The organism is Acidovorax sp. GW821-FHT10A04 (assembly GCF_059415825.1).
Genome location: NZ_JBWKNZ010000010.1, coordinates 185,882 through 208,350, shown reverse-complemented (window position 1 = coordinate 208,350; position 22,469 = coordinate 185,882). Strand labels below are relative to the sequence as shown.

The following is a 22,469-nucleotide window of genomic DNA, read 5'->3' as shown; positions in this document are numbered from 1 at the left end:
ATCAGGCCTGCACGCGGCCGCCGGCAGCGGCAGGTGACAGTTCCACGGGGACGATGACGGAGAAGACGGAGCCCTCGCCCACCACGCTGCGCACGTCGATGGAGCCCCCCAGCAGCGTCGCCAGCTGCTTGGACAAGGCCAGGCCCAGGCCGGTTCCGCGCAGGGGCTTGCGCACCGGGGCCTCTACCTGCGAAAAATCGTTGAACAGCACCGGCAGGTGCTCCGGCGCGATGCCGATGCCGGTGTCCGACACGGCGAAGCGCACCATGCCCTCCCCTTCCAACGTCACCGATACCCGCACCTCGCCGCGAGCGGTGAACTTGAGCGCGTTGGAGATGAAATTGCGCAAGATCTGCGAGAGCTTGCGGTCGTCGTTGTACAGGCGCGACAGGCCGACCGGCTCCTCGAACACCAGGCTGAGGTCCTGGTTTTCCACAATGGGCTTGAACATGCCGCGCAGGGCCGTGAACAGGTCCATCATCTCGAACCATGCGGGCGAAACGTCGAGCCGGCCGGCCTCGATCTTGGCAAGGTCGAGCAGGTCGTCGACCATGCTCGAAAACTCCTCGGAAGTGGTCTGGATAAAGCGCACCTGGCGCTCCTGCTCCTCGGTCAGAGGGCCATCCACCCGGTCGAGCAGCAAGCGCACCAGGCTCAAGGTGGCGCCAATGGGCGTGCGGAACTCGTGGCTCATGTACGACAGAAACCTGCTCTTGAGCTGGGTGGCGTGCTTGAGCTGCTCGGCCTGCTCGTCGAGCTCTGCGTAGAGCGCCACCACGCCGCGGTTGGTTTCCTCGAGCTCTTCCCGCAGGGCCTGCATTTCGGACTGCAGGGCCTCGACTTCGGCCTGGCTTTGCTCCAGCTGGGCTTTCATATCGTCACTCAAGCGTGTCTCCCTGTTTTACCACCAGCACGGTGGCGTCATCGCGGCCCCGGCTCTGCTGCCACAACAAGGCCGCGGCAATCAGCGTGGGGTCGCGCTGCAGCAGCGGCACCACTTCCTCGGACTTCCAGCGCGAGGCAATGCCATCGCTGTGCACCACAGCCACCGCGTGGTCGGGCAGTACCAGCCGCGCCACCTCGGTCTTGCGCACCTGCACGCCCACGGTACCATGCTGGGTCACCATGGAGCGGTCGAACACGCCCGAGATGATGCGCCCCATCACGTTGCCAGCCCCAGCGTACTCCAGTCGGGACGAAGACTCTATCCGCATGGCGAACAATGCCGCCCCGCGCGTGGTCTGCAGCCCGGTGTGGACGTCCTGCACCAGACGGTCGAGCGGTACGAAGGGATCGCCGGCAAACACCTCCAGCGCCGCCTCGGCCGCGGCGGCGGCATGGGGACCATGGCCCAGGCCGTCTGCCAGCACCGCCGACACCGTGCCGTTGTCGATGGCCACGGCCCAGCCATCGCCGCACACCGTTTCTCCAGGTGCCGCGACGCTCACGGCACCCCACTGGCGCTCAGGCCTTGCCGCGTGCCCGGTGGCGCGCACGCGCACCACGCATACCGTGCCCCGCGCGGTGGAGTGGATGTCGAACCCGCTGGCAAGCCGGCGTATGGCCCCCAGGCCGGTGCCGGGCGAGCCCGATCCGGTCGACACGCCGTCCTGGAAGGAGCGCTGCACATCCTCCATGCCGGGGCCCTTGTCCAGCGCCAGTATCTCCACCTCCTGCGCTGCGGGCAGCGCAGCTATCCACAACTCGCCCTGCACCGCGTGGCGAACGAGGTTGGTGCCCAGCTCGGTGGCAATGAGGGACAGGCGTCCTGCATCCACCTCGCTCCAGCCCCAGCCCTCGACGGTCCTGGCGCAAAAGCGACGGACGTCACCGACGCAACTGGCATCCGTCATGCGAAAGGGCCGGTGGCTCCACCCGCGTGTCACTTCCACTTGGTGATGCTCACGCGGGTGCCCTGGCCGGGCGCAGATTCGACCGAGAAGTCGCTGACCAGCCGCTTGCTGCCGGGCAGGCCCAGGCCCATGCCCCCACCCGAGGTCCAGCCATCGGTCATAGCCAGCTTCATGTCGGCGATGCCGGGGCCTTCGTCCTCGAAATGCAAGGCCAGACCGGTCTTGGTCCCGGCTTCGACCACTTCCCAGCGCATGCGGCCGCCGCCGCCATGGATGAGGGTGTTGCGCGAGAGCTCGCTCGCGGCGGTGATCATCTTGGTCTGTTCGACCAGCGAGAACTTGAGCAGTTGGCACAGCGAGCGCACGGCCTGCCGGCTGGCCACGATGTGCTGCTCACTCTGAAGCGGCAGCGTGCCGGTGCGTTCAATCGACAAAGCCGCTCTCCTCGCGTGCGCGCTGCAGCAAGGCCAGGCCGCGCTCCACGTTGAGTGCAGTCTTCACGCCTTCGAGCGAGAGGCCCAGTTCCACCAGCGTGATGGCCACGGCCGGCTGCATGCCCACCACGACGGTGGTGGCAGAGAGGATGCGGGCAATGCCCGAGATGCTGGCCAGCATGCGTCCCACGAAGGAGTCCACGATCTCGAGCGCCGAGATGTCGATCATCACGCCGCTAGCTCCGCTCTTGGCGATGCGGTCGGCCAGGTCGTCCTGCAATGCCAGAGCGGTCTGGTCCTGCATGTCCACCTGGATGGTGACCAGCAGGGTTGCGCCCATGCGCAGTATCGGTATGCGTTCCATGTGCGCTACCGCTCAGGCGACCTGGCGGGTGATGCGCCAGCCCGTGCGCTGCAGCGCCAGCGACAGCGCGTCGGCCAGCGAGGCCTTGGTGCTGATGCCCTGCAGGTCGATGCCCAGGTGCACGATGGTCTGCGCGATCTGCGGGCGGATGCCGCTGATGATGCAGTCCGCCCCCATGAGGCGGATCGCCGTCACGGTCTTGAGCAGGTGCTGGGCGACCAGGGTGTCCACCGTGGGCACGCCGGTGATGTCGATGATGGCCAGCTCCGAGCCCGTGTCCACGATCTTCTGCAGCAGCGTCTCCATCACGATCTGCGTGCGGTTGCTGTCGAGCGTACCGATCATGGGCACCGCAAGAACACCCTCCCAGAGCTTGACCACCGGGGTGGACAGTTCCAGCAGCTCTTCCTGCTGGCGCGTGATGATCTCCTCGCGCGCACGTTGGAAGGTGGTGGCCGTGAACTGGGCCATGCCGTCCACCAGCTTGGTCACGCTCCAGAAAGCGGATGCCAGTTGCGCATTTTCGATGCCTTCGCGCCGATGCAGAGCGGTGAGCAATGGCTTCTTGAGCGCCAGCACGAAGACGCTGGTCTCGCCGACGCTCTGGCCCTGCGCAGCACCCGAGCGCGACAGGTCCGACAGCACCTGCTGCAATGCGGACCACTTGGGATCGGTGAAGGAATCGATGCTGGCGCCATTGCGCAACGCGTGCGCCATTGCCAACGCGACCTCCCCTGCATCCGCCGTGGCTGACCGAGGAAGGCTGGCGTTGCCGGCCTTGGCTTCCTCTATCCATTCCTGGACCAAAGCGGTCCTCTTGTCATCTTGCAGTGCGTCGAGGATCTGAGTGCTCTGGGTATTCATGAAGCTTTCACCAATAAAAGGCCGCTATGCCCGCATAAGGGCTTGGCCAGGGATGTAAATCATTGTAGGTGCCGATCCTGCCACCTCTGCAGGATGGGCGTGCGCGAAGCGCACTTTGCGCTGTTGTCCTACGTTGCAAACGGTGGCAACTGCGGGATTTAACGTGCCAATTGCGACCCGCGCCCTATCTCTCCAACCAAGCTTGCACGTGAGGCCCCAATACCACGTGGGTCGGAACGCCTCAGTGCTCAGGCCATTGCCACGCGATTGCGCCCCGCCTGCTTGGCACCATAGAGCGCCGCGTCTGCACGGGCATACAGGCCGCAGGCGTTTTCGCCGCCCATCAGCGTCGCGACGCCCACGCTGACCGTGGCAGAAGAGGCCTGCGACCATGGCGCCTGGGACACCGCCACGCGCATGCGTTCCGCGACCTCGACTGCGTCGGGCATGTTCGTGTTCGGGAGCAGTACGGCGAACTCCTCGCCACCCACGCGGGCAACCACATCGATGACCCGGGCACCTGCGCTCAGGATGCGGCTTATCTGCCTGAGCACCTCATCTCCTGCAGCATGGCCCAGGCTGTCGTTGATGCGCTTGAAATGGTCTACGTCCAACATCAGCAGGCTCAATGGTGAACTGCGCCGCTCCACGATAGCCAACTCAAGCGCCAGGCTGTGGTCGAAAGCGCGCCGGTTGAACAGGCCAGTGAGCGAGTCCTTCGTGGCCAGTTCGGCAAGGGCTTTGTTGAGTTCATCCACCCTGCGCAATTGCTCCTGCAGACGCAGATTGAGCGCGTCCGAGTCCCGCACCGCCTTGCGCAGCTGGATTTCACGCATCGCAGAATGCGCCAGTTCGACCAGGACTTCGATGTCGGTCTCCGTCCACTGCCTGGGCTCAAAATCCACCGCGCAGAAACTGCCCAGCACCTGCCCCTGGGCAGTCACCAGAGGGATGCCGGCATAGGCACGCACCCCCAGCGAGCGGACAGTGGGGACGTCGCAGAAGCCCGCCAATTGCGTGACATCGGGGAGCACCAACGGCCCATCAGACACCATGGCGTAGTGGCAAAACGAACGCCCCTCCAGCTGGCGCGTGGTGTTCAGAGGCTCGCCCAGGCCGAAGGCGCTTTTGTAGAAGTCCCGGCTGGAGTCCAGCAGCGAAACGAAGGTGACGGGAGCCCCCGTGAGCCTGGCCGCAAGGCGGGTCAGCCGGTCAAAGCTCTCTTCGGGCGGTGTGTCCAGAAGGCCGGTGTCCCGGACCGCCGCGACACGCCCTGAATCCATCAACGCCACCAGGATGCTGGCTTCGTCTGCGGGAACGGGAGACGGAGTTTCCATGGGATGCAGCACCTTGTAAAAGTGCCGGGACGTTACACGATCATCCGAAGCCGCGCCCGTTGGCACGCAAAGCCCCTGAATACCTTTGAGGGCGCTGGAGATCTTTTTGTCGCCATGCAATGGCGAGCGGATCTGCGGGGTATTCAGCCAATGCTCCACGTCGCCACCCAGGGCTGACACACTCGGCACTTCGGAGGCATACATGTTGATACAACTGATCTACGCGAGCCGCTGCTCGCGCGTTCTGGGGCCTGCAGATGTCAAGGACATCCTGGGTGCATCTCAGCGCAACAATACCCGCGCCGGCATCACAGGTGCACTGTGCCTGAACAACGGTATCTTTCTGCAGTTGCTCGAAGGCGACCGTACGGCGGTCAATGCGCTGTACCACCGTCTGCTCAAGGATGGCCGCCACCGCGACACGGAGGTGCTGGACTTGAGCGAAGTTCCCTATCGCCGTTTTACGGGCTGGTCCATGGGACTGATTGCATCGCTGGAAACCAATCGACAGCTGTTCCTCAAGTACTCGGGTACTGCCCAATTCAATCCCTATGCCATGGGTACGGCCAGCCTGCGCAGCTTCTTCGAAGAGGTTCTGGAGAACGTGCGCTGGCTGGAGTAGCAATGGCCCCCGGCACCCCCGCGATGGCGCCATTCGGGCGCACCGCTCGGTTGTGCCGGGGCATAAAAACCAAAAATAATATAAATTTGCGTTTTTATTGAAATTGGCAATATAATTGACTCTGTTGCAGTCACTGCTTTTAACGCAAGCTGTCACCGCAACGCCAGGACAGAGGTGGTACCCAACACCAGCTGGCCGCTTTTTTGCGACCTTTGTCGCCCGTGTTGGCCTGTAGAGCTGCAGCCAACCGCGTTTGTTGATGCTCACGCAGGCCATTGCAAGCCTGCGATCCTGACTGAATCAGATTTCCAAAACCGCCATTTCCATGGGCAAGTTCGTCGTTTCGCCCGCGACACACCAGACCGACTGCGGCAATTTCCGCGCCTCTTTTTCGGTCCATCGATCCCAGGGCAACGGCAGCTACTGCCGCGTGTTCCGCTTCGACAAAGCGTTTGCCTCTCGCGAAGCCGCCCGGCTTTTTGCCGTCACCCAGGGCTGGCTGCAAACCTGCATGCCGCACCCCCCCACGTGTTGATGCTCTGCTGACTGCAGAACCCATCCATCCCTCCCCGGTGCGGCTGACTACCGGTCCGCACACCTGTATCCCAACGGTGCGTCACTCGTTGCGCGCCTTCTTAAGAAAGGCTCTTTTCATGAGCAGCAAAATCTACGTGGGCAACCTGCCCTACTCTGTGACCGACTCCACCCTGGAAAGCAATTTCTCCGAGTTCGGCAACGTCACCTCGGCCAAGGTCATGATGGACCGTGAAACCGGCCGCTCCAAGGGCTTCGGCTTTGTGGAAATGGCATCGGCCGAAGTCGCCCAGGCCGCCATCACCGGCCTGCACGGCATGTCTGTCGATGGCCGCTCGATCGTCGTGAACCTGGCGCGCCCTCGTGAAGAGCGCAGCAGTGGCTCGGGTGGTTACGGCGCGGGTGGCTACAGTGCCAGCAATCGCGTGGAAACCGGCTATGGCAACGGTGGCCACGGTGGTGGACGCTACTGATCCCACAGATCTGTGCAAAAAACCGGCTCGAAAGAGCCGGTTTTTTTTCGTCCGGGCTATGGCGTGTCAGTGCAGCCGACGCCGGTCGCTTGGTGCTCCGGCTCCCGCAAGAGGCGATGGTAGGCCTGCTTCAACAAGCGCAGACGTGCGCTGCACGCGCCGTACCGCATCACGCGCGAGAAGGTAGGCGTCGGTTTGCAGCTGCGACAGGTAGCGCATCGATGAACCACTGCGCCGGCCCGTACCAGGGGACGAATCGTCTCTTCCCGAAGAGGGAGATGGGGAATGCGAATTCATGGTCAAACTCCTTTCTTGGCAAGTGAGCCGGGTGCTCGTGGTGGGTGGTGCAAAGCCTGCGAAATGATAGGAAATCGCCGACAGAATTTCAAGATCGGGCGCCAAATGCGCTGGCATCTAGCTCGGCGATGGAGCGAAAAGCCGGCCTGGCAAACAGATAGCCCTGCATCAGGTGGATGCCCGTATCGCGTAGGAAATCCCGCTCCGCAGACGTCTCGATGCCTTCTGCAATCACCTCTATGCCCATGTCCTTGCACAGGGACACCAGGCTGCGCACAATGGCTTGTCGCGCGCGATTGGCGTCCACGTTGCGGATCAGGTCCATGTCGATCTTGATGATGTCGGGCTGGAAGTCCGACAGCAGCTTCATCCCCGCATACCCCGCCCCGAAATCGTCGATGGCAGTTTTGAACCCGCAGCGCTGGTACTCGCGCAAGATGGAAGCGAACCAGGGCCCGTCCTGCACGCGCTCGCCCTCGGTCACCTCGAAGATGATCTGGTCGAGCGGAAAGTGGTGGATTCGGGCGGCCTCCAGCGTCGTGCGGATGCACACCTCGGGTTTGTAAATGGCGTTGGGCAAGAAGTTGATGGACACCGGCTCGCGTATGCCCAGCTCGCTCGCCCCCTTGATGGCCTTGACCCGGCAGGCCTGGTCGAAGCGGTAGCGGTTGCCGTCGTTGACCTGGGACAGCACGGTCATGGCGCCCTCGCCTGCGGGCCCGCGCACCAGGGCTTCGTGCGCGAACACGGTGCGACGCTCCAGATCCACGATGGGCTGGTAGGCATAGTCGAACTGAAAACCCAGCCTTTCGGCTTTGCCGCAGTCCTCACAGTCCTGCCGCGTGCCTTGCAGCGGGATGAAATCGGTGGGAAAACCAGGATTCACGTTGGGTGGGAGCAGCATCGTTGCAGTTTAAGGGCCCACCAAAGGCTGGTGCTGCTCCGGGTTTATGCCATGGCGGCCACCCAGCCAAGAGCGCGACCGTCGCTTCGCAAATGCGCGGGTCAGACCACCCCCGCGACCAGACCGTGGTCCAGCGCCTCCTGTGCAGTGAGGTACCAGTCCTTTTCCAGCACCCTTTTTTCAACATCCTGGACGGTCAGTGAGCAGCCTTGCACCAGTTGCGCAAAACCCTGGGTCTGCAATCGCTGACCCGACTCGATCTCGGCAAGCACGTCGTTGATCTTGGCGCGGCAACTGCGCAAGGCGCCGTCCAGCGTGATCTGTCGTGTCATCTTGCGCTCGTGGATGAGCAGCTCGCAATCGCGCGTCAGGAAGCGGTGGCTGCGGGGCACGCCGGACATGATGGTGATGCCGGCGGAGAACACATAGGTCTTGCCCAGAAAGAAGATTTCGGTGCCCGCTTTCTGCCACAGGCGCAGCTCTTCGGCGATGCGCCGGCCCGACTCGGCATCGCCGCCTGAGGTGCTCAGCTCGAACACGATGGGGGCATCCGTCTTGGCCTCTGACTGCTGCCGAAAGAACTCGGACAGCATGCTTTCATTCACGTTGCCGAACAGGCGGATATCGGGTGCGAGAGAGGGTAGGGATTTCATTCAGGTAGAGGGGATGGGTGTGCAGGAGCTGGGAAATACCGAGCGTAAAGCCCCACGGCAACAGGGCTGTAGGACGCGCCCCCGACCTCTCAGCAAGTCGGAACATGCTCAATCGCTGCGGCTGCTCCTACGTCCGCTGCGAGGCCGCGCCTACAGTGTCCGTGCGCGCGCCGCCCAATGATCAAGGCCCCCACTACTTACGGAGCCCAAGATGCCCACCACCCCAGCCCGCCGCGAGAAAGATGCCTGCGACCTGCTCGATGCAGACCACAAGGCCGTCAAGAAGATGTTCAAGGAATACGAGGAACTCATGGAGTCCAAAGCGCGCCCTGCCAAACAGAAGCGCCTGGAACTCGCGGCACAGATCTGCAAGGAATTGACCGTGCACGCGCAGATCGAGGAAGAGATCTTCTACCCCGCCGTGCGTGCCGCCATCAAGGAGACCGACCTGCTGGCCGAAGCCGAGGTGGAACACCAGACCGCCAAGGACCTGATCGCGCAGATTGAGGCCGCCACCGAGGTGAACGAGCAATACGACGCCAAGGTCATCGTGCTGGGCGAGTACATTGACCACCACGTCAAGGAAGAGCGCAACGAGATGTTCCCCAAGGCCCGCGCTGCGAAGAAGCTCGACCTGGTCGCCCTGCGCGATGCACTCGAGGCACGCAAGGCCGAGCTCATGGAGCCGGAACTGGCGCCTGCCTGATCGCCGGCCTTCCCAGACAAGGGCCCCTCGCGGGGCCCTTTTCGTTTCAAGGCCGCGCCGTTGGCGCGGACCGATGGGCCCGCACCGCCTTCGCGCGTTGGCGCTCCTCGAACCATGACACGGCCGCCTCGCGCACTGCGAACAGACCGCCCAGCGCCACGACCAGAGCGAAGCCCGTGGCCAACGGAACACCCGCCTCTTGCAGCCCCTGTTCGCGCGCGGGCGCCGCAAGGGGATGGCCCTGTGGATGGGTACCGCCAGCCGCCGGCAGGGGCTGCGGGTCCTGGCTTTTCATCGGGGTCTCGGGCGCCTCGGTGGGGATCTCGTGGCGGTGGGACCCGTATTCGGTGGCGTAGACCTTGGTGAACTCGGCACCCAGCAGGAAGATCTGCGCGGCGTAATACACCCAGATCAGGATGATGGCGATGGAGCCGGCCGCGGCATAGGTGGAGCTGATGCCGGCCTTGCCCACGTACAGCCCGATCAGCACCTTGCCCAGTTCGAACAGGGCTGCCGTGACGGCGGCGCCCACCCAGACATCGCTCCAGGCGATGCGCGTGGAGGGCATGAGCTTGAAGATCATGGCGAACAGCAGGGTCTCGACCACGACCGAAATCGCCATGTTGAGCCCCTGCAGCACGATCTCCCAGCCCGGCAGCAGGGCCGAGAACCAGGTGCCCAGCGCGGCTACGGCGGCGCTCACGGCCAGCGAGGCCATGAGCAGGAAGGCGAGCCCCAGGATCAGGCCGAACGACAGGAAGCGCGCGCGCAGCAGGCCCCACAGGCCGCTGGGCTTGGCCTTTTCGGGCACATGCCAGATGCGGTCGAGCGCGCTCTGGATCTCGGCAAACACCGTGGTCGCGCCCACGACCAGAAAAACGATGGAAATGCCGCTGGCGACCACGCCCTCGGTGGGCTCGCGCGCGCTGCTGACCAGGCCCTGGATGGCGGCCGCGCCATCGCTGCCCACCAGGCCCGATATCTGGCCCTGCAGTGCGCCGCGCACCGCCTCCTCGCCAAACACATAGCCCGCGATCGCGATCACGATGACCAGCAGCGGCGCAATGGAGAACGCCGTGTAGTACGAGATGGCGGCCCCCATGCTGGGGGCGTAGTCGTCCACCCAGGCCATGGCGGTTTTCTTGCAGATGTCGAACAGGGTGGAAGGCTTCATGGTGGGCGGGTGCAGTGTCTGGGCCATTTGTACCTGCGGATCAGCCCCCTGCGTGTAGGCAAGGAGCGCGGCCCTCGTCCGCTCTGACGGGGGGCATCCGAATGGGGGGTGGGTGGGGCCCCGCCGGAGTGCACGCGAAGGGCTTGCACTCCTACATACGCCAACGGATCGCACGCATAGATTGGGCCCTTTGCCCTGAAGGAGAACCATGACAGCCGTATCCGAAGTGATGACCCGTGGCGTGCGCAGCCTGGCGCCGACCGACAACGTGCTGCTGGCAGCCCAGGCCATGGAAGAGCTCAACGTGGGAGCCATCCCCGTGTGCGAAGGCGACCGGCTGGTGGGCATGGTGACCGACCGCGACATCGTGCTGCGCTTGGTGGCACAGGAGCGCAATGCCGGGACGACCCAGCTCAAGGACGTGATGAGCACCGACGTGCAATGGACCCGCGAGGGCGAATCGATCGATGAAGTGCTGCAGCAGATGTCGCGCGCGCAGATCCGCCGCCTGCCGGTGTTGGACGACGACAAGCGCCTGGTGGGCATTCTTTCGCTGGGCGACGTGGCGGTGAAAGAGCGCGGGGAGGCCCTGGACGTGGCCGCCTCCCTGTCCGGTATTTCCGCACCGGCCCGGCCGGACCGCTCAAGCCAATCCTAATCCACCTGGCGCACCCCTCTGCAGGCCGGAAAGGTAGAGCAGCCCCAGAACGCGCCCCCGGCATTGCTGCCAGTGCGTGCGATGCGGCGGACCATGCCGCAACCGCACTTGGGGCAGCCGGGCTGGGTGCTGCTGGCGATGACGCTGGCAGAGGCACCTGCGGCCGCCCCGGCCGGCGCAGCCGCCGGGGGTGGCGCCGGTTCGTGGTGCACCCCGCCATGGGCGGCGATGACCGCCGCCACCGCCGAGCGCGACTGCTGCGCCTGCTGCAGCATGGCCAGCAGGCGCGGCCCGTCCACCAGCTGCAGGTTGCGCCCCTGGGTGAAAAGCTTTGCATCGTTGGTGAAGCGCCCCGAAGTCACCACGAAGCCACCCGTGGCACCCCGCGCAGCCATCACGCCATAGAGCTCGCGCACGGTCTCCACGCCCACCTTGAAGGCCTTCCACTGCTTGCACTGCACGAAGAATGTCTCGCCGCCCCGGGTCAGCACCAGGTCCACGCCTCCGTCGGGCCCGCCACCACCGGTCTCGGTCACCTGAAAGCCCTGCATGCGGTAGGCCTCTCCCACCAGCATCTCGAACTCGGTCCAGGACATGCCGTCGATGGTGCTCGCGGCGGGGGCCTGCGCCACCGCGTCCACCAGGGCCCGGCGCTGGCGGCGCCGCCAGACCGACAGGGAGGCGCCGCCCAGGCAGACCACGGGCACCAGGTACTGGGCTATCGTGGCCAGGCCGCTGATCAGCGCGCCCTGCACCAGGGCGCCGATCTGGCCGGGCCTGGCGGCCGACGGCTGGCCGAAGGACGCCGCCAGCTGGCTGAACAGCAGGTAGCTGAGCACTGCCAGCCCCAGGCCGGCCCACCAGGGCAGCAGGGCGACGAGGTCCATGGTGTCTTCCAGGGGGCTGGTTTTGATGCGCCGTGCCATGGTGGTATGCCTCCTCGTTGCTGGGTATGTGCCGCACCATTATTCGAAACAGGGGGAACTTGACCAGCTTTGAATTGCACGCTGGCGGCCGCGCCCGCCGTGCCACTATTTCTCTTGACGCCCCGCCCGCGCGCCCAGACCATCGCGCACTGGCAGTTCGCCTGCGGCCGCTGCACCACCGGGAGCACGACCGACATGCCTGCAGCGACCTACAAGGCCCCCTACTTCCCCATCGTCTACGTGCGCGGCTACGCAATGACGCAGGGCGAGATCGACCAGACCACGGCCGACCCGTTCTGCGGCTTCAACGTGGGGTCGACCGTGCACCGCGCCGTGCCGGATCGGCGCAGCAAGCCGCGCAAGCATGTGTTCGAGTCGCCGCTGGTGCGGCTGGCATCGGAGTACGGCTATGCCGACGTCTACGAGGACGGCTACGACATCGTGGACCCCGAGTGGGAGACAACGGCCGACGGCAAGCCCACGGGCAATGTGCTCTCGGGGAAGAGCATCATCATCTTTCGCTACTACGACAGCGCCTCGACCCTGCTGGGCGACGGGCAGACACCGGACATCGAGGACTTTGCCAAGGAGCTGAGCCAGCTTTTGGCCCGCGTGCGCGACCTGGTCTGCGGCAACCCGGCGAACGCGGTGGCGCCTGCGGACTTTCGCTGCTATCTGGTGGCGCATTCCATGGGCGGGCTGGTGTGCCGCGCCATGCTGCAGAACCCGGCACTCGACCCCCAGCGCATGCGGCCCCACGTGGACAAGTTCTTCACCTACGCCACGCCGCACAACGGCATCGACGTGGCGGGCATCAACGCGCCGGCCTGGCTGTCCACCACCGACATCAACAACTTCAACCGCGGCAAGCGCATGGTGCAGTACCTGGACCTGGCGGGCGCGTACGCCACGCACCAGCGCGTGGACCTGCTGCCCGAAGCCCTGTTCCCCGCAAGCCGGGTGTTCTGCATGGTGGGCACCAACCGGCTGGACTACGAGGCGGCGGCCGGCCTGTCACGCACCTTCGTGGGCAATGGCAGCGACGGGCTGGTGCGCATAGAGAATGCCACGCTGCACGGCCTGAAAGCCGATGGCACGCTGGGCGAGCCCTGTGCCAAGGCGTTTGCCTACCGTGCGCATTCGGGCTTCTACGGCATCGTGAACAGCGAGGAGGCGTTCCAGAACCTGGCACGCTTCCTGTTCGGCGACGTGCGCGTGGACCTGTGGGCGGACATCGAGGACGTCCGCCTGCCCACGGCCGTGCAGGCCCAGGTGGATGCGGGCCACAAGGTCAATGCGCTCTACCAGATGGAGCTGCGCGCCTCGCCCCGCGGCAAGCTGTGGTACCTGACCCGGCGCACCGCCGAAGAGGATTCGGTCGCCTGCATGGCCCATGCCCAGTGGCAAAGCGACCGGCACCACTACCTGTCCAGTGTGTTCCTGGCCAACAGCGCGCGCGTGAACCCGCGCCGCCGCTCGCTGGCCTACGGGCTGGAGTTCGGGGTGCGCGCACCCGACTACGAGATCGAGCGGCGCCTGTGGATCAACGAGCACTACGAGGGCGGCTACCTGTTTCGCAATGCGCTGATCCTGGAGATGGAGCCCCCACCCGACGCCGCCACCCCCTGGAAGGTGAAGTACTCCTGGCAGGGCACGGGCATGGTGCAGGCGCAGACCGTGCTCGACGTGCAGCCGCTGGGCGACGGCCGGGTGGAGGTGGTCATCCCCTTCGACAGCCATACCGTGGACGGCCGGGGCACGCACAAGCCGGCCCACCCGGGCGTGCGCGGGCAGTTGCGCTTCGTGATATCGGCCTGGAACGCCTGACGCCGTTCGACAGGCGCCAAAAGCCCGCCCCCGCTGCCATGGCAATAAACAAGGCGGTTTTTTGAACGGCCCATGGTAAAAGTCGAGGCACATCATTGGCTTGTCCCGCAACCGGCCTGATCTGTCAGCGCCGTCTGACAGCGAGGACCGCGAGGGGCGTTTATTTTTTGGGGAGGTGGCATGTGTCTCCGGGGGCGGAGACCTGCTCACCCAATGGAGTTTCACATGAAGTGCCCCCCTACCCTGCCGGCCGAGGAGGCGCGGCTGCAGGCCCTGGAAGACCATGGGCTGGGAGATGAACAGGCCCTGCCCAGCCTGGACCCGGTGGTGCGCATCGCCGCCCGCATGTTCGGCATGCCCGTATCGGCGGTGAACATGATCGGCAGCGACCATGTGTTCTTCGCCGCCAGCGTGGGTGCAGGGGCGATGGACATGGGCCGCGACGTGTCTTTCTGCGCCCATGCCATCACGCAGAACGGCGTGATGGTGGTGCCCGACACGCTGCAGGACGAGCGCTTTCACGACAACCCCCTGGTCACCGGCCCGTCCAACGTGCGCTTCTACGCCGGTGTGCCGCTGCTGTCGCCCGAAGGCCACGCCATGGGCGCGCTGTGCGTGCTCGACGACCGGCCGCACGACGACTTCGGTGCCGAAGACCAGGAGCGCCTGCGCGAGCTGGCGCGCATGGCCTCCGACCGGCTGGAGCTGCACCGCATCGAGACCTCGTCCGAGCGCACGCGGCCCTCGTTCGACGAGTACGCGGGCAACTCCACCACGCCGGTGGTCTGGTTCGACGAGCAGCGGCGCGTCGTGGCGATCAACACCGCCGCCGCCGCGCTGCACGGCTACCACCCGGCCGAATGCGTGGGCCAGCCGCTGGACATGCTCCTGGCCGAGGAGGAGCATGCCACCTTGCGCGAGGGCATTGCGCGCGCGGTGGAGGCGGCCTCGATGCAGGACCTGAAGATCCCCACCGAAGTCTGCGGGCGGCGCAAGGACTTCACGCACTTCCTGCTGGGGATCTCGCTGTTCATCTGGCGCCACAACGGCCGCCTGCGCTTCGAGGCCGTGCTCAAGGACCTCACGGCCCAGCGGCGCGAAGAGGACGAGCTGCGCCGCCAGGCCGCCAGCGACCCGCTGACCGGGCTGGCCAACCGCGCCTGCTTCTACCGCCGCGTGCAGGATGCCCTGCTCAAGCCTGCGCCCGATGGCGCGGCCGCCGTGCTGATGCTGGACCTGGACGGTTTCAAGGACCTCAACGACACCCTGGGCCACGCCGTGGGCGACAGCCTGCTGCAGGAGGTGGCGCGGCGGCTGGCGCGGCTGGCGGGCCACACGCTGTTCGAGGCGCACCGCAGCCGCGGCCCCGTCGCCGCCCGGCTGGGGGGCGATGAATTCGCCCTGCTGCTGCCCGGCGTGGCCGAGGCCGAGGCCGCCAACCAGCTGGCCCAGCGCGCCATCAGCGCCATCCACCAGCCGATCTCCATTGCCGGGCACGAGGTGCGCGTGGGCGCCAGCTGCGGGGTCTCCGTGGCGCCCCTGCAGGCCCACGAGGCGCTGGAACTGGTGGGCAATGCCGACCTGGCGCTGTCGCAGGCCAAGACCGAGGGCGGCGGGCGCAGCTATGTGTTCGTGCCCGCGCTGCGCATGGCGGCGGTGGCACGGCGCCTGTACGGCATGGAGCTGGACCGCGCGGTGGACAAGGGCGAGCTGGTGCTGTACTACCAGCCCCAGGTGCACCTGGAGGATGGCTCCCTCTCGGGTGCCGAGGCCCTGCTGCGCTGGCAGCACCCGCAGCGCGGCCTGCTGGCGCCGGCCGCCTTTCTGCCCGCGCTCGAGAGCGGCCCCCTGGCCGCCAGCGTGGGCTCGTGGATCCTGGACGAGGCTTGCGCGCAGGCCGCCTACTGGCGCCGCCATGGCGCCCCGGGGCTGCGCATGGGCGTGAACCTGTTCGGCGTGCAGTTCCGCGTGGGCGACCTGGTCACCGAGGTCATGGACGCGCTGGCCCGCCACGGCCTGCCGCCCGATGCGCTGGAGCTGGAGATCACCGAAAACATCGTGCTCGACCACGACGACGTGGTGCCCGGCATGCTGCGCCGCCTGCGCGACCAGGGGGTGGGCATCGCCTTCGACGACTTCGGCACCGGCTATGCATCGCTGAGCCTGCTCACCAGCTACCCGCTCACGCGCATCAAGATCGACCGCGGCTTCGTGCAGGGCATGCTCGAGTCGCGGCGCGAGGCCTCGGTGGTGCGCGCCATCCTGGACATGGCGCGCAGCTTCGACCTCCAGACCATTGCCGAAGGCGTGGAGACCGAGGCCCAGTGCGAGCGCCTGCGCAGCGAGCGCTGCAGCGAAGCCCAGGGCTACCTGTTCTCGCGGCCCTTGTCCGTGCAGCAGTTCGGCGAAGCCTACAGCCTGGGGCCGCTGCGCAAGGCGACTGCCTGAGCGCTGTGGGCGCTTGGCGCCCCGCTGCCGTGCCGTGGCGTGGCGTGGCGTCCCGCAACACCGCGCCCGCGCCACACTCCGCAGAATTACCTATTGTTTCAAAGGCTAATGAGACACATTCTCATTTAATGCCCTATACTTCACCCATACCGCATAACAGCACCAGCCCAGCAGTCACCAACCAACCGATTCCTGCACACCATGTCGACACTTGCCATGCCCCGCCCCGTCCTTCGACTGCAGCGTCCCGTGGCGCCGCGTGTGTCGGCAGTTGCTGATGACGCGGTGGTGCAGGCACCGGCCGCAGAGTCGACTGCCGCGGGCTTCCTGCGCAGCATCAACAGCGCCACCATGCTCGGCACGGCCAAGGTCGTGAAAATCCTGCACAACGGCTCGGTCTACCAGCTCAAGACCACCAAGCTTGGAAAGCTGATTCTGACGAAATAGGTTTCATCGTGGGGAGACTCCCGGGACCTCGGTCTCGAAGGGTCTTTTTTTGCTAGCCACCCGTAACCCGGCAGCCATGCTTTTTTTCCCCACTGACGGCATCCCCGGCCCCGCAGGCCCGATCACAAACAACTGATGCGCCCGCCCAGGGGCGAGCCTCCTTCGCTACCCCCGTGCGGCGTGTGGCGCCTTCTCTGTATACCCCCATTTCTCGGTGGCCCGAGCGCATGCGCGCGGAGTGACGCATGGCGTTACACGCCGGCGCCTGCGCTGCCTTGCAGGGCCGTTTTGCGCCCCGCCCCGGGGCCGCACACCGTGCTGGTTGCAAGCATCTGCAACAGTCCCTGCGCACCGCCTGTTGCAGGCCTTGCAGGTGGGCAACAACGCGCCCGGTGCAGCATGGCAGAGTGGATCTGCGGACCCGCACGCAACCACCCGTAACAGCAGTCACAGACGTCATGAATCGCTGTTGTCTTACACGCGGAACTGGGACACTTTGCTGAAATCAAACCACTGCCATTGAGGCTGGTATGGGGTCATTGAGGCCCCTGTCCCGGATTGTTTTTTTGCCCTTTTGCCCACCAGGAGTCGTGCCATGAAGTTCCACCACCTGCCTCCCCGCATGCGTGCCGTTGCTGCGTTCGTGGTGACCGTCGTGCTGGCCTTCCTGGCGGCTGCGGCCCTGCTCATGCCCGACATCATGGTGCAATCGGTGGACTCCATGGTCCGCCTGCCCGGTGGCGTGGAGCAGATCCTCACGCAAGGTTTCTCGCAGTAAGAGTGCGCACCCTGGTGTGTGTGCATGGGTGCCTGCAGGCACCCGGTGGTCCAGGCGGTTCATTCATTCATCCGCCCCCCCGTTGCCCCCGTTTCCTCCTGCGCATCCGCCGCAGGATTTCCCCTCCCCCTTTCCTGGCCGAACCCGTGGCGGCAGCGCTGCAGGCCCGCTGCCCCCCAAACTGGGCGCAAACGCAACGCCCGCGCGGAACCTGCTGGCAAAAAGAGGAGCACGCGAGTACCATCTGGCGCTGCACACCGGAATTTCCGGCGCTGCATACCGTAGGAGGAACACCGTGAACCCACGTTTCCTGACCCTTGACCGCACCACTGCGGCCGTTCTGGCCGCCACCCTGGCGGTCTCGCTCTCGGCCCTGATGGCAGGCTGCTCCAGCCCCCGCGAAGGCTCCCTTGACGAATTCGCCCGCTGGCACGACAACGCCAAGGCCCAGGCCCAGGCCGGCGCGCTGGCCTGGAGTGAGTTCTACAAGCAGAGCTTCGACCGCCTCACCGCCCTGCCCCCCTCCATCCAGCAGGACACGCGGCTGGAGAACACCGTGCTGCTGCTGTCCACCGCGCGCAAATACGAGTCCAGCGAAATCACCGCCCTGCAGTTCAACACCGAACGCGAGCACATCGAGACCCAGCTGCAAGCGCGCCTGCGCTGAGCTTGCCCGCCCCACCCCAGGCCCCGCGACGATGAAGCGCGGTGGCCCATGGCATGCCAGGGCGATGCCTGCCTGATCCCTGGCCTCCATCCATGCACACCCATCTTCGAATAGCACGCCCCGTCGGCGATCTGGCACGCGCCGTGGCCCAGTACACGCAAGGCCTCGGCATCGAGCAACTGGGCAGCTTCAAGGACCACGCGGGCTTTGACGGCACCATGCTCGGCACACCCGGGGCCGGCTTTCACTGGGAGTTCACCCACTGCACCAGCCACCCGGTCGCGCCGGCCCCCACGCCCGAGGACCTGCTGGTCTTCTACGTTCCAGAGCCCGGGGCCTGGCAGGTGCGCTGCGACGCCATGCGCGCTGCCGGTTTCATCGAAGTGCCGCCCTTCAACCCCTACTGGGCAACGTCGGGCTGCACCTTCGAGGACCCTGATGGCTACCGCGTGGTCATCCAGCGCGCTGCGTGGGGCACAGGGTCCCTAAATGCGCACGGTGGAGAGTGGGTCGACCAGCAGCAACCCCCATGAACAACGATCACCCTGAACGAACTCCGTCTGCGTGGGCAAGAGAGTGCCTGGCGATACTTCAGCAAATCGACCCGGGCTACCGCAAGAACCGTGGAGTGTCGGGTCGATTCATGGAATTCGTGCGCCCGGATCCCAGCGGCCTCCTCGTTTCGCAAAACTTCCTGCGCGTCAGGGAGGACTACTACCTCAGCTACGCGCTGACCTTCACGGAACTCCCCCTGACCGTGCGCCTTCACCACCCGCTGGTAGCGGGCGCACGGTTCGAGAACAGCGGCGTCTCACGGCAGTGGAGCGACGACTTTGGCATGCGCCGGGGCGATCCCGGCTACCCCAGCGGCCTGTGGTCGTTCGGACCCTGGCGCTCCAATACGCTGGAGAACATCGCCCAAGGATTCGCCTTGAACGACCAGTTCATGTACCCCCGGTACAGGCAGGCACTGGCAGAGGGCAAGGCCCACCTGGTCACCCTGTTCGAGGCGGCACAGCGCATCATTGCGCAGCTCGACCCCTCCATTCCTGTTGCGCAGCAGGCTGCCCGGTTCGGCGTGGACCCGGGTGTCCTCGCTGCGTACCCGCTGGTGTCGTCGGCGCTCGACGCCTTTACCATCGCCCGACAGGGCCAGTGCTACGCCGGATTCGGCCCCGCAACCAACACGGTGGACCTGGCCAGCATCGCGCCGGAAGTCATGGTGCTGCACTTTGCCAACGAGTTTCTACTGGTGCGCGAGCGGCTTTCGGATATCCTGGCTACCGCGAAAGCGCTTTGAGGAGGGTTGGGGACCCTGGGTAGCGCGACGATGCCCGGTTGGAATGGAGAACGAGTTCCAGTGCTCCTGGGCAAGGATCAGCCAATGGTTCGAACGCTCTTCTGCGCAAAGTAGAACCATTCGTTGCCCGGCATCGCCCCAGGGTTCGGGAAGACCACAAAGCCATCGGCAGGAGCTTTCACTTCGCGGCCATCGTGCCGTTGCCCGATGAGTTGCCCGGCCACCACGGGATCGAAGCTTTTCCACGGCTGGGCAAAGCGGTCATCGTCATGTTCGCGATCCACCACATCCTGTAGGCGCAGGACCTGGAACTCGGAAGCTGGCGGCTTGAGCGCAAGCGATGTCAGCCCAAGCACGGCGAGTGTCTGCCGGATCGCGCGATAGGCGACACCGACCGCTTCAGGGTCGTCATGCTGCCCGCATTCCAGCGTCACGCCGTAGCCACCACGCGAGCGCATGTACTCGGATGTGCCGATGCCATACCCCGTGTCCAGAAGAGCGGCGTTGGCAGACTGTTGGGCCTGCCGTCGCCGCTGCACGCCACGGGCATACACATCCATCCAGCCTTCCACCACCCGCCGAGGCCCGAGGTGCGCAACCAGGCGCTCCTCCTGCGCTGAATGCTGGAACGGCTCAAGGGTGCCGGTGTTGTTGGTGGGGCCCACCATGGTGAAGGGTTGCCCCGGGGTGTGAAACGAGTGCAGGTCGAGCAACACGTCGTGCGCGTCCAGCAAGGGGCACAGGACATTCGCGATATGGTCCTCGTAGTCGGTCGGCTCAGCGCTGACGCGCAGATTGCGGTTGAGGTTGCGGTCCCCTTGCCGGGTGCGCTGTTGATAGGCGCAGGGGTTCGTCACCGGCACCATCGTGAGGACACCCCGTTCGATGCCAAAGGCTCCAGCCGCCAGTTCGTCCACGACCTGCGCAATGGCCTGGGCACCGCATCGCTCATTGCCGTGCACGGCACCAAGGACCACGACCCGCGGCCCTGGCTTCAGTGCCATGAATTGGTGAACATGAAGAAATGACGGGCGGGTCGAAGAGGTCATGGGAGTTGGCAGCGTGGCGAGCAAAACGGGGTAGATGCAAATGTCACGCCACGACTGGAACTTTGTCAAACCCTGCAGGGGCCTTTCCAGACTGGTGAAGCAAGCGCCAGCAGTGCCAGAAACGCCGCAGCCCCCAGGCCTGCAGAAACCCACAGCGCCCCCGCACCCAGGCGGTCCAGGCACAGCCCAAACAGCCATGGGGACGCCGCCTGCGCAATGCGCGCCGGCACCATGAGCAAGCCCTGCCGATGCCCGTAGCCTGCGGGCCCAAACAGCACCAGCGGCAGCGTGCCCTTGGCAATGGTCAGGATGCCGTTGCCCGCACCGTGCAGCAGCGCGAACACGGCCGCCAGCGGCGCACCAGCCACGGCCAGCAGCCCGGCGCCCAGCGGGTGCATCAGCGCCGCCAGGCGTGCCGAGAGCAGCGGGTGCACATGGCGCAGAAAGCCGAACTCCAGCAGGCGCCCCGCCACCTGGGCCGGCCCGACCAAGGCGCCCACGGCCACGGCAGTGGCCAGCGTGGCGCCGCCCTCCTGCAGCAGGCGCGGCAGGTGCGCCGCCATGGCGGTGCTGGTGAACCAGGTGGCCGCGAAAACGAAGGCCAGCAGCAGGGAGCCCCGGCGCGCATGCGCAGGTTCAGGATCTGCAGCCAGCACTTGCACGCCCTGTGGTGTTGCGGTGTTCGCGGCCAACGCTTCGGCCTGCGGCCGGCGTGGCGTCCAGGCGTTGAGCGGCAGCCCCACCAGCAGGTGCAGCGCGGCCCAGGCCCAGCAGGCGCCGCGCCAGCCCCATTGCGACTCCATCCACATCGACAGCGGCCAGCCGACGGTGCTGGCAAAGCCGGCGATCAGGGTGATGCCGGTGATCGAATTGCGCGCGTTCTTGCCGTGCAGGTACACCAGCGCGGCAAAGGCCGCCTCATACAGCCCGCTGCCCATGCCGGCGCCGGTGAGCACCCAGGCGGCAAACAGCCCCCACGGGCCCTGGGCCATCGCCAGCGCGGCCAGGCCCAGCGCAAAGACCACGCTGGTGGCCATCAGCACCGGCCGGCCGCCCCAGCGGTCAATGCTGCGGCCGGCATAGGGCCCCAGCAGCGCAGAGACCACCAGCGCGCACGAGAACGCAGCGAACACCATCGCCACCGAAACACCGAGCTCGCGTGCCATGGGCGCGGCCAGGATGGCCGGCAGGTAGTAGGTCGATGCCCAGGCCAGGGTCTGGGCCGTGCCCAGGCTGGCGACGGTGGCCGCAGGATGGTGCCTGGTCACCGCGCGCAGCATGCCGGTGTGGGGGTTGTCGTCAGGACCTGGGCCGCCCGCGGCGTGCATCCGCAGCCCTGTGCGGCCGGCACGGCCTGCGGCAGCTGCACCCGGCGTTCCAGCGCCTCGCCCGACTCCTTGCGCTCGCTGTAACGGTCCACCAGGTAAGGCGACACGTCGCGCGTGAGCAAAGTGAACTTCATGAGCTCTTCCATCACGTCCACGATGCGGTCGTAGTACGGCGAGGGCTTCATGCGGTTGTCGTCGCCGAACTCCTGGAAGGCCTTGGCCACCGAGGACTGGTTGGGGATGGTGAGCATGCGCATCCAGCGCCCGAGCACGCGCATCTGGTTCACGGCGTTGAACGACTGCGAGCCGCCGCAGACCTGCATCAGCGCCAGCGTCTTGCCCTGCGTGGGGCGCACCGCGCCCTGGGCCAGCGGTATCCAGTCGATCTGGGTTTTCAGGATCCCGGTCATGGCGCCATGGCGTTCGGGCGAGCACCAGACCATGCCCTCGGACCAGGCGGCCAGGGTGCGCAGCTCCACCACCTTGGGATGGGTATCCGGCGCGCCATCGGCCAGCGGCAGACCGGTGGGGTCGAAGATTTTCACCTCGGCGCCCAGCGCTTGCAGGATGCGCGCCGCCTCTTCGGTGGCCAGGCGGCTGAACGAGCGCTCGCGCAGCGAGCCATAGAGCATGAGGATGCGCGCCGGGTGGGTCGAGACCAACGGGGCCGACAGGCGGGCGGTGTCGGGCCGCTGCAGCAAGGGGACGTCGATGTGGGGCAGGTCGGTCACGGAAGAACTCCTGGGTGGTGGATGCCAATCGGGCAGGTAGATATTCAATATTTCAACGATTATTGAATCGATGAGCAGACTGTGGCCTCAACGAG

General features: G+C 65.9%; 25 protein-coding genes. 12 read left to right on the top strand and 13 right to left on the bottom strand.

What is annotated here, in order from left to right; translation table 11 throughout:
* Position 1: 1 nt before the first annotated feature.
* The 6 genes from AC07PF_RS21325 to AC07PF_RS21300 all read right to left on the bottom strand — a co-directional run bounded on the left by AC07PF_RS21325 (position 2) and on the right by AC07PF_RS21300 (position 5,056).
* Positions 2–874, bottom strand: coding sequence for a sensor histidine kinase (locus AC07PF_RS21325; RefSeq protein ID WP_007857170.1), 873 nt, complete (start codon positions 872–874; stop codon positions 2–4).
* A 4-nt stretch (positions 875–878) separates the two neighbouring features.
* On the bottom strand, positions 879–1,853 hold the full coding sequence (locus tag AC07PF_RS21320; protein WP_007857171.1) for an ATP-binding protein: 975 nt from the start codon (positions 1,851–1,853) through the stop codon (positions 879–881).
* 29 nt (positions 1,854–1,882) lie between these two features.
* Positions 1,883–2,287: an anti-sigma regulatory factor gene (locus AC07PF_RS21315; RefSeq protein WP_007857172.1), complete on the bottom strand. Its 405-nt coding sequence runs from the start codon at positions 2,285–2,287 to the stop codon at positions 1,883–1,885.
* On the bottom strand, positions 2,277–2,651 hold the full coding sequence (locus AC07PF_RS21310; protein WP_494608009.1) for an STAS domain-containing protein: 375 nt from the start codon (positions 2,649–2,651) through the stop codon (positions 2,277–2,279). The genes AC07PF_RS21315 and AC07PF_RS21310 overlap by 11 nt, the downstream gene beginning before the upstream one ends.
* A gap of 12 nt (positions 2,652–2,663) precedes the next feature.
* Complete coding sequence (locus AC07PF_RS21305; protein ID WP_494608007.1) at positions 2,664–3,515, bottom strand: STAS domain-containing protein; 852 nt, start codon at positions 3,513–3,515, stop codon at positions 2,664–2,666.
* Positions 3,516–3,763: 248 nt separating this feature from the next.
* The gene (locus AC07PF_RS21300; protein ID WP_494613180.1) at positions 3,764–5,056 is read right to left on the bottom strand and encodes a sensor domain-containing diguanylate cyclase; all 1,293 of its coding nucleotides are present in this window, start codon (positions 5,054–5,056) and stop codon (positions 3,764–3,766) included.
* On the opposite strand from AC07PF_RS21300, the gene AC07PF_RS21295 reads away from it, so the two are divergent.
* The 3 genes from AC07PF_RS21295 (at position 5,055) to rbp (ending at position 6,481) form a co-directional block, all read left to right on the top strand.
* Positions 5,055–5,474, top strand: coding sequence for a BLUF domain-containing protein (locus AC07PF_RS21295; RefSeq protein ID WP_494613179.1), 420 nt, complete (start codon positions 5,055–5,057; stop codon positions 5,472–5,474). The two genes, AC07PF_RS21300 and AC07PF_RS21295, sit on opposite strands and share 2 nt — an antisense overlap.
* A gap of 325 nt (positions 5,475–5,799) precedes the next feature.
* Positions 5,800–6,009 carry a hypothetical protein gene (locus AC07PF_RS21290; RefSeq protein WP_057202911.1) on the top strand — a complete coding sequence of 70 codons (210 nt, stop codon included), beginning with the start codon at positions 5,800–5,802 and terminating at the stop codon, positions 6,007–6,009.
* Between the two features lie 118 nt (positions 6,010–6,127).
* On the top strand, positions 6,128–6,481 hold the full coding sequence (gene rbp / locus AC07PF_RS21285; protein ID WP_007857185.1) for an RNA-binding regulator: 354 nt from the start codon (positions 6,128–6,130) through the stop codon (positions 6,479–6,481).
* 385 nt (positions 6,482–6,866) lie between these two features.
* Here rbp and AC07PF_RS21280 read toward each other — a convergent pair whose 3' ends face one another.
* Together AC07PF_RS21280 and AC07PF_RS21275 are read right to left on the bottom strand one after the other, a co-directional pair.
* Positions 6,867–7,682: an EAL domain-containing protein gene (locus tag AC07PF_RS21280; RefSeq protein WP_494613178.1), complete on the bottom strand. Its 816-nt coding sequence runs from the start codon at positions 7,680–7,682 to the stop codon at positions 6,867–6,869.
* Positions 7,683–7,783: 101 nt separating this feature from the next.
* Complete coding sequence (locus AC07PF_RS21275) at positions 7,784–8,335, bottom strand: ATP-dependent Clp protease proteolytic subunit (RefSeq protein WP_007857188.1); 552 nt, start codon at positions 8,333–8,335, stop codon at positions 7,784–7,786.
* A 211-nt stretch (positions 8,336–8,546) separates the two neighbouring features.
* Between AC07PF_RS21275 and AC07PF_RS21270 the strand changes: the two genes are divergently transcribed.
* Positions 8,547–9,041, top strand: a complete 495-nt coding sequence (locus AC07PF_RS21270) for a hemerythrin domain-containing protein (RefSeq protein ID WP_007857189.1) — start codon at positions 8,547–8,549, stop codon at positions 9,039–9,041.
* Positions 9,042–9,087: 46 nt separating this feature from the next.
* Here AC07PF_RS21270 and AC07PF_RS21265 read toward each other — a convergent pair whose 3' ends face one another.
* Positions 9,088–10,215, bottom strand: coding sequence for a YihY/virulence factor BrkB family protein (locus AC07PF_RS21265; protein ID WP_494613177.1), 1,128 nt, complete (start codon positions 10,213–10,215; stop codon positions 9,088–9,090).
* Between the two features lie 208 nt (positions 10,216–10,423).
* On the opposite strand from AC07PF_RS21265, the gene AC07PF_RS21260 reads away from it, so the two are divergent.
* Positions 10,424–10,873, top strand: coding sequence for a CBS domain-containing protein (locus AC07PF_RS21260; RefSeq protein WP_494613176.1), 450 nt, complete (start codon positions 10,424–10,426; stop codon positions 10,871–10,873).
* Here the strand turns inward: AC07PF_RS21260 and AC07PF_RS21255 are convergent.
* Positions 10,870–11,799 carry a restriction endonuclease gene (locus AC07PF_RS21255; RefSeq protein ID WP_494613175.1) on the bottom strand — a complete coding sequence of 310 codons (930 nt, stop codon included), beginning with the start codon at positions 11,797–11,799 and terminating at the stop codon, positions 10,870–10,872. The two genes, AC07PF_RS21260 and AC07PF_RS21255, sit on opposite strands and share 4 nt — an antisense overlap.
* A gap of 114 nt (positions 11,800–11,913) precedes the next feature.
* Here AC07PF_RS21255 and AC07PF_RS21250 point away from each other — a divergent pair, with 114 nt between their 5' ends.
* The 7 genes from AC07PF_RS21250 to AC07PF_RS21220 all read left to right on the top strand — a co-directional run bounded on the left by AC07PF_RS21250 (position 11,914) and on the right by AC07PF_RS21220 (position 19,266).
* On the top strand, positions 11,914–13,626 hold the full coding sequence (locus AC07PF_RS21250) for an esterase/lipase family protein (RefSeq protein ID WP_494613174.1): 1,713 nt from the start codon (positions 11,914–11,916) through the stop codon (positions 13,624–13,626).
* Between the two features lie 225 nt (positions 13,627–13,851).
* Positions 13,852–16,074, top strand: coding sequence for a putative bifunctional diguanylate cyclase/phosphodiesterase (locus AC07PF_RS21245; RefSeq protein ID WP_494613173.1), 2,223 nt, complete (start codon positions 13,852–13,854; stop codon positions 16,072–16,074).
* Positions 16,075–16,275: 201 nt separating this feature from the next.
* Complete coding sequence (gene hemP, locus AC07PF_RS21240; RefSeq protein ID WP_494613172.1) at positions 16,276–16,521, top strand: hemin uptake protein HemP; 246 nt, start codon at positions 16,276–16,278, stop codon at positions 16,519–16,521.
* A gap of 595 nt (positions 16,522–17,116) precedes the next feature.
* Positions 17,117–17,299 carry a hypothetical protein gene (locus AC07PF_RS21235; RefSeq protein WP_007857199.1) on the top strand — a complete coding sequence of 61 codons (183 nt, stop codon included), beginning with the start codon at positions 17,117–17,119 and terminating at the stop codon, positions 17,297–17,299.
* Between the two features lie 295 nt (positions 17,300–17,594).
* The gene (locus AC07PF_RS21230) at positions 17,595–17,966 is read left to right on the top strand and encodes a hypothetical protein (protein WP_007857200.1); all 372 of its coding nucleotides are present in this window, start codon (positions 17,595–17,597) and stop codon (positions 17,964–17,966) included.
* 92 nt (positions 17,967–18,058) lie between these two features.
* Complete coding sequence (locus AC07PF_RS21225) at positions 18,059–18,499, top strand: VOC family protein (RefSeq protein ID WP_494607983.1); 441 nt, start codon at positions 18,059–18,061, stop codon at positions 18,497–18,499.
* Entirely contained in the window at positions 18,496–19,266 is a 771-nt protein-coding gene (locus AC07PF_RS21220; protein WP_007857202.1) for a hypothetical protein, read from the top strand. The genes AC07PF_RS21225 and AC07PF_RS21220 overlap by 4 nt, the downstream gene beginning before the upstream one ends.
* 77 nt (positions 19,267–19,343) lie before the next feature.
* Here the strand turns inward: AC07PF_RS21220 and AC07PF_RS21215 are convergent, their stop codons facing one another.
* From AC07PF_RS21215 to arsH, 3 genes are all read right to left on the bottom strand, one after another.
* Positions 19,344–20,315, bottom strand: coding sequence for a M14 family metallopeptidase (locus AC07PF_RS21215; protein WP_494613171.1), 972 nt, complete (start codon positions 20,313–20,315; stop codon positions 19,344–19,346).
* Positions 20,316–20,380: 65 nt separating this feature from the next.
* On the bottom strand, positions 20,381–21,583 hold the full coding sequence (locus tag AC07PF_RS21210; RefSeq protein ID WP_494613170.1) for an MFS transporter: 1,203 nt from the start codon (positions 21,581–21,583) through the stop codon (positions 20,381–20,383).
* Positions 21,580–22,374 carry an arsenical resistance protein ArsH gene (gene arsH, locus AC07PF_RS21205; RefSeq protein ID WP_494613169.1) on the bottom strand — a complete coding sequence of 265 codons (795 nt, stop codon included), beginning with the start codon at positions 22,372–22,374 and terminating at the stop codon, positions 21,580–21,582. Before arsH ends, AC07PF_RS21210 begins: the two co-directional genes overlap by 4 nt.
* Between the last annotated feature and the right edge of the window lie 95 nt (positions 22,375–22,469).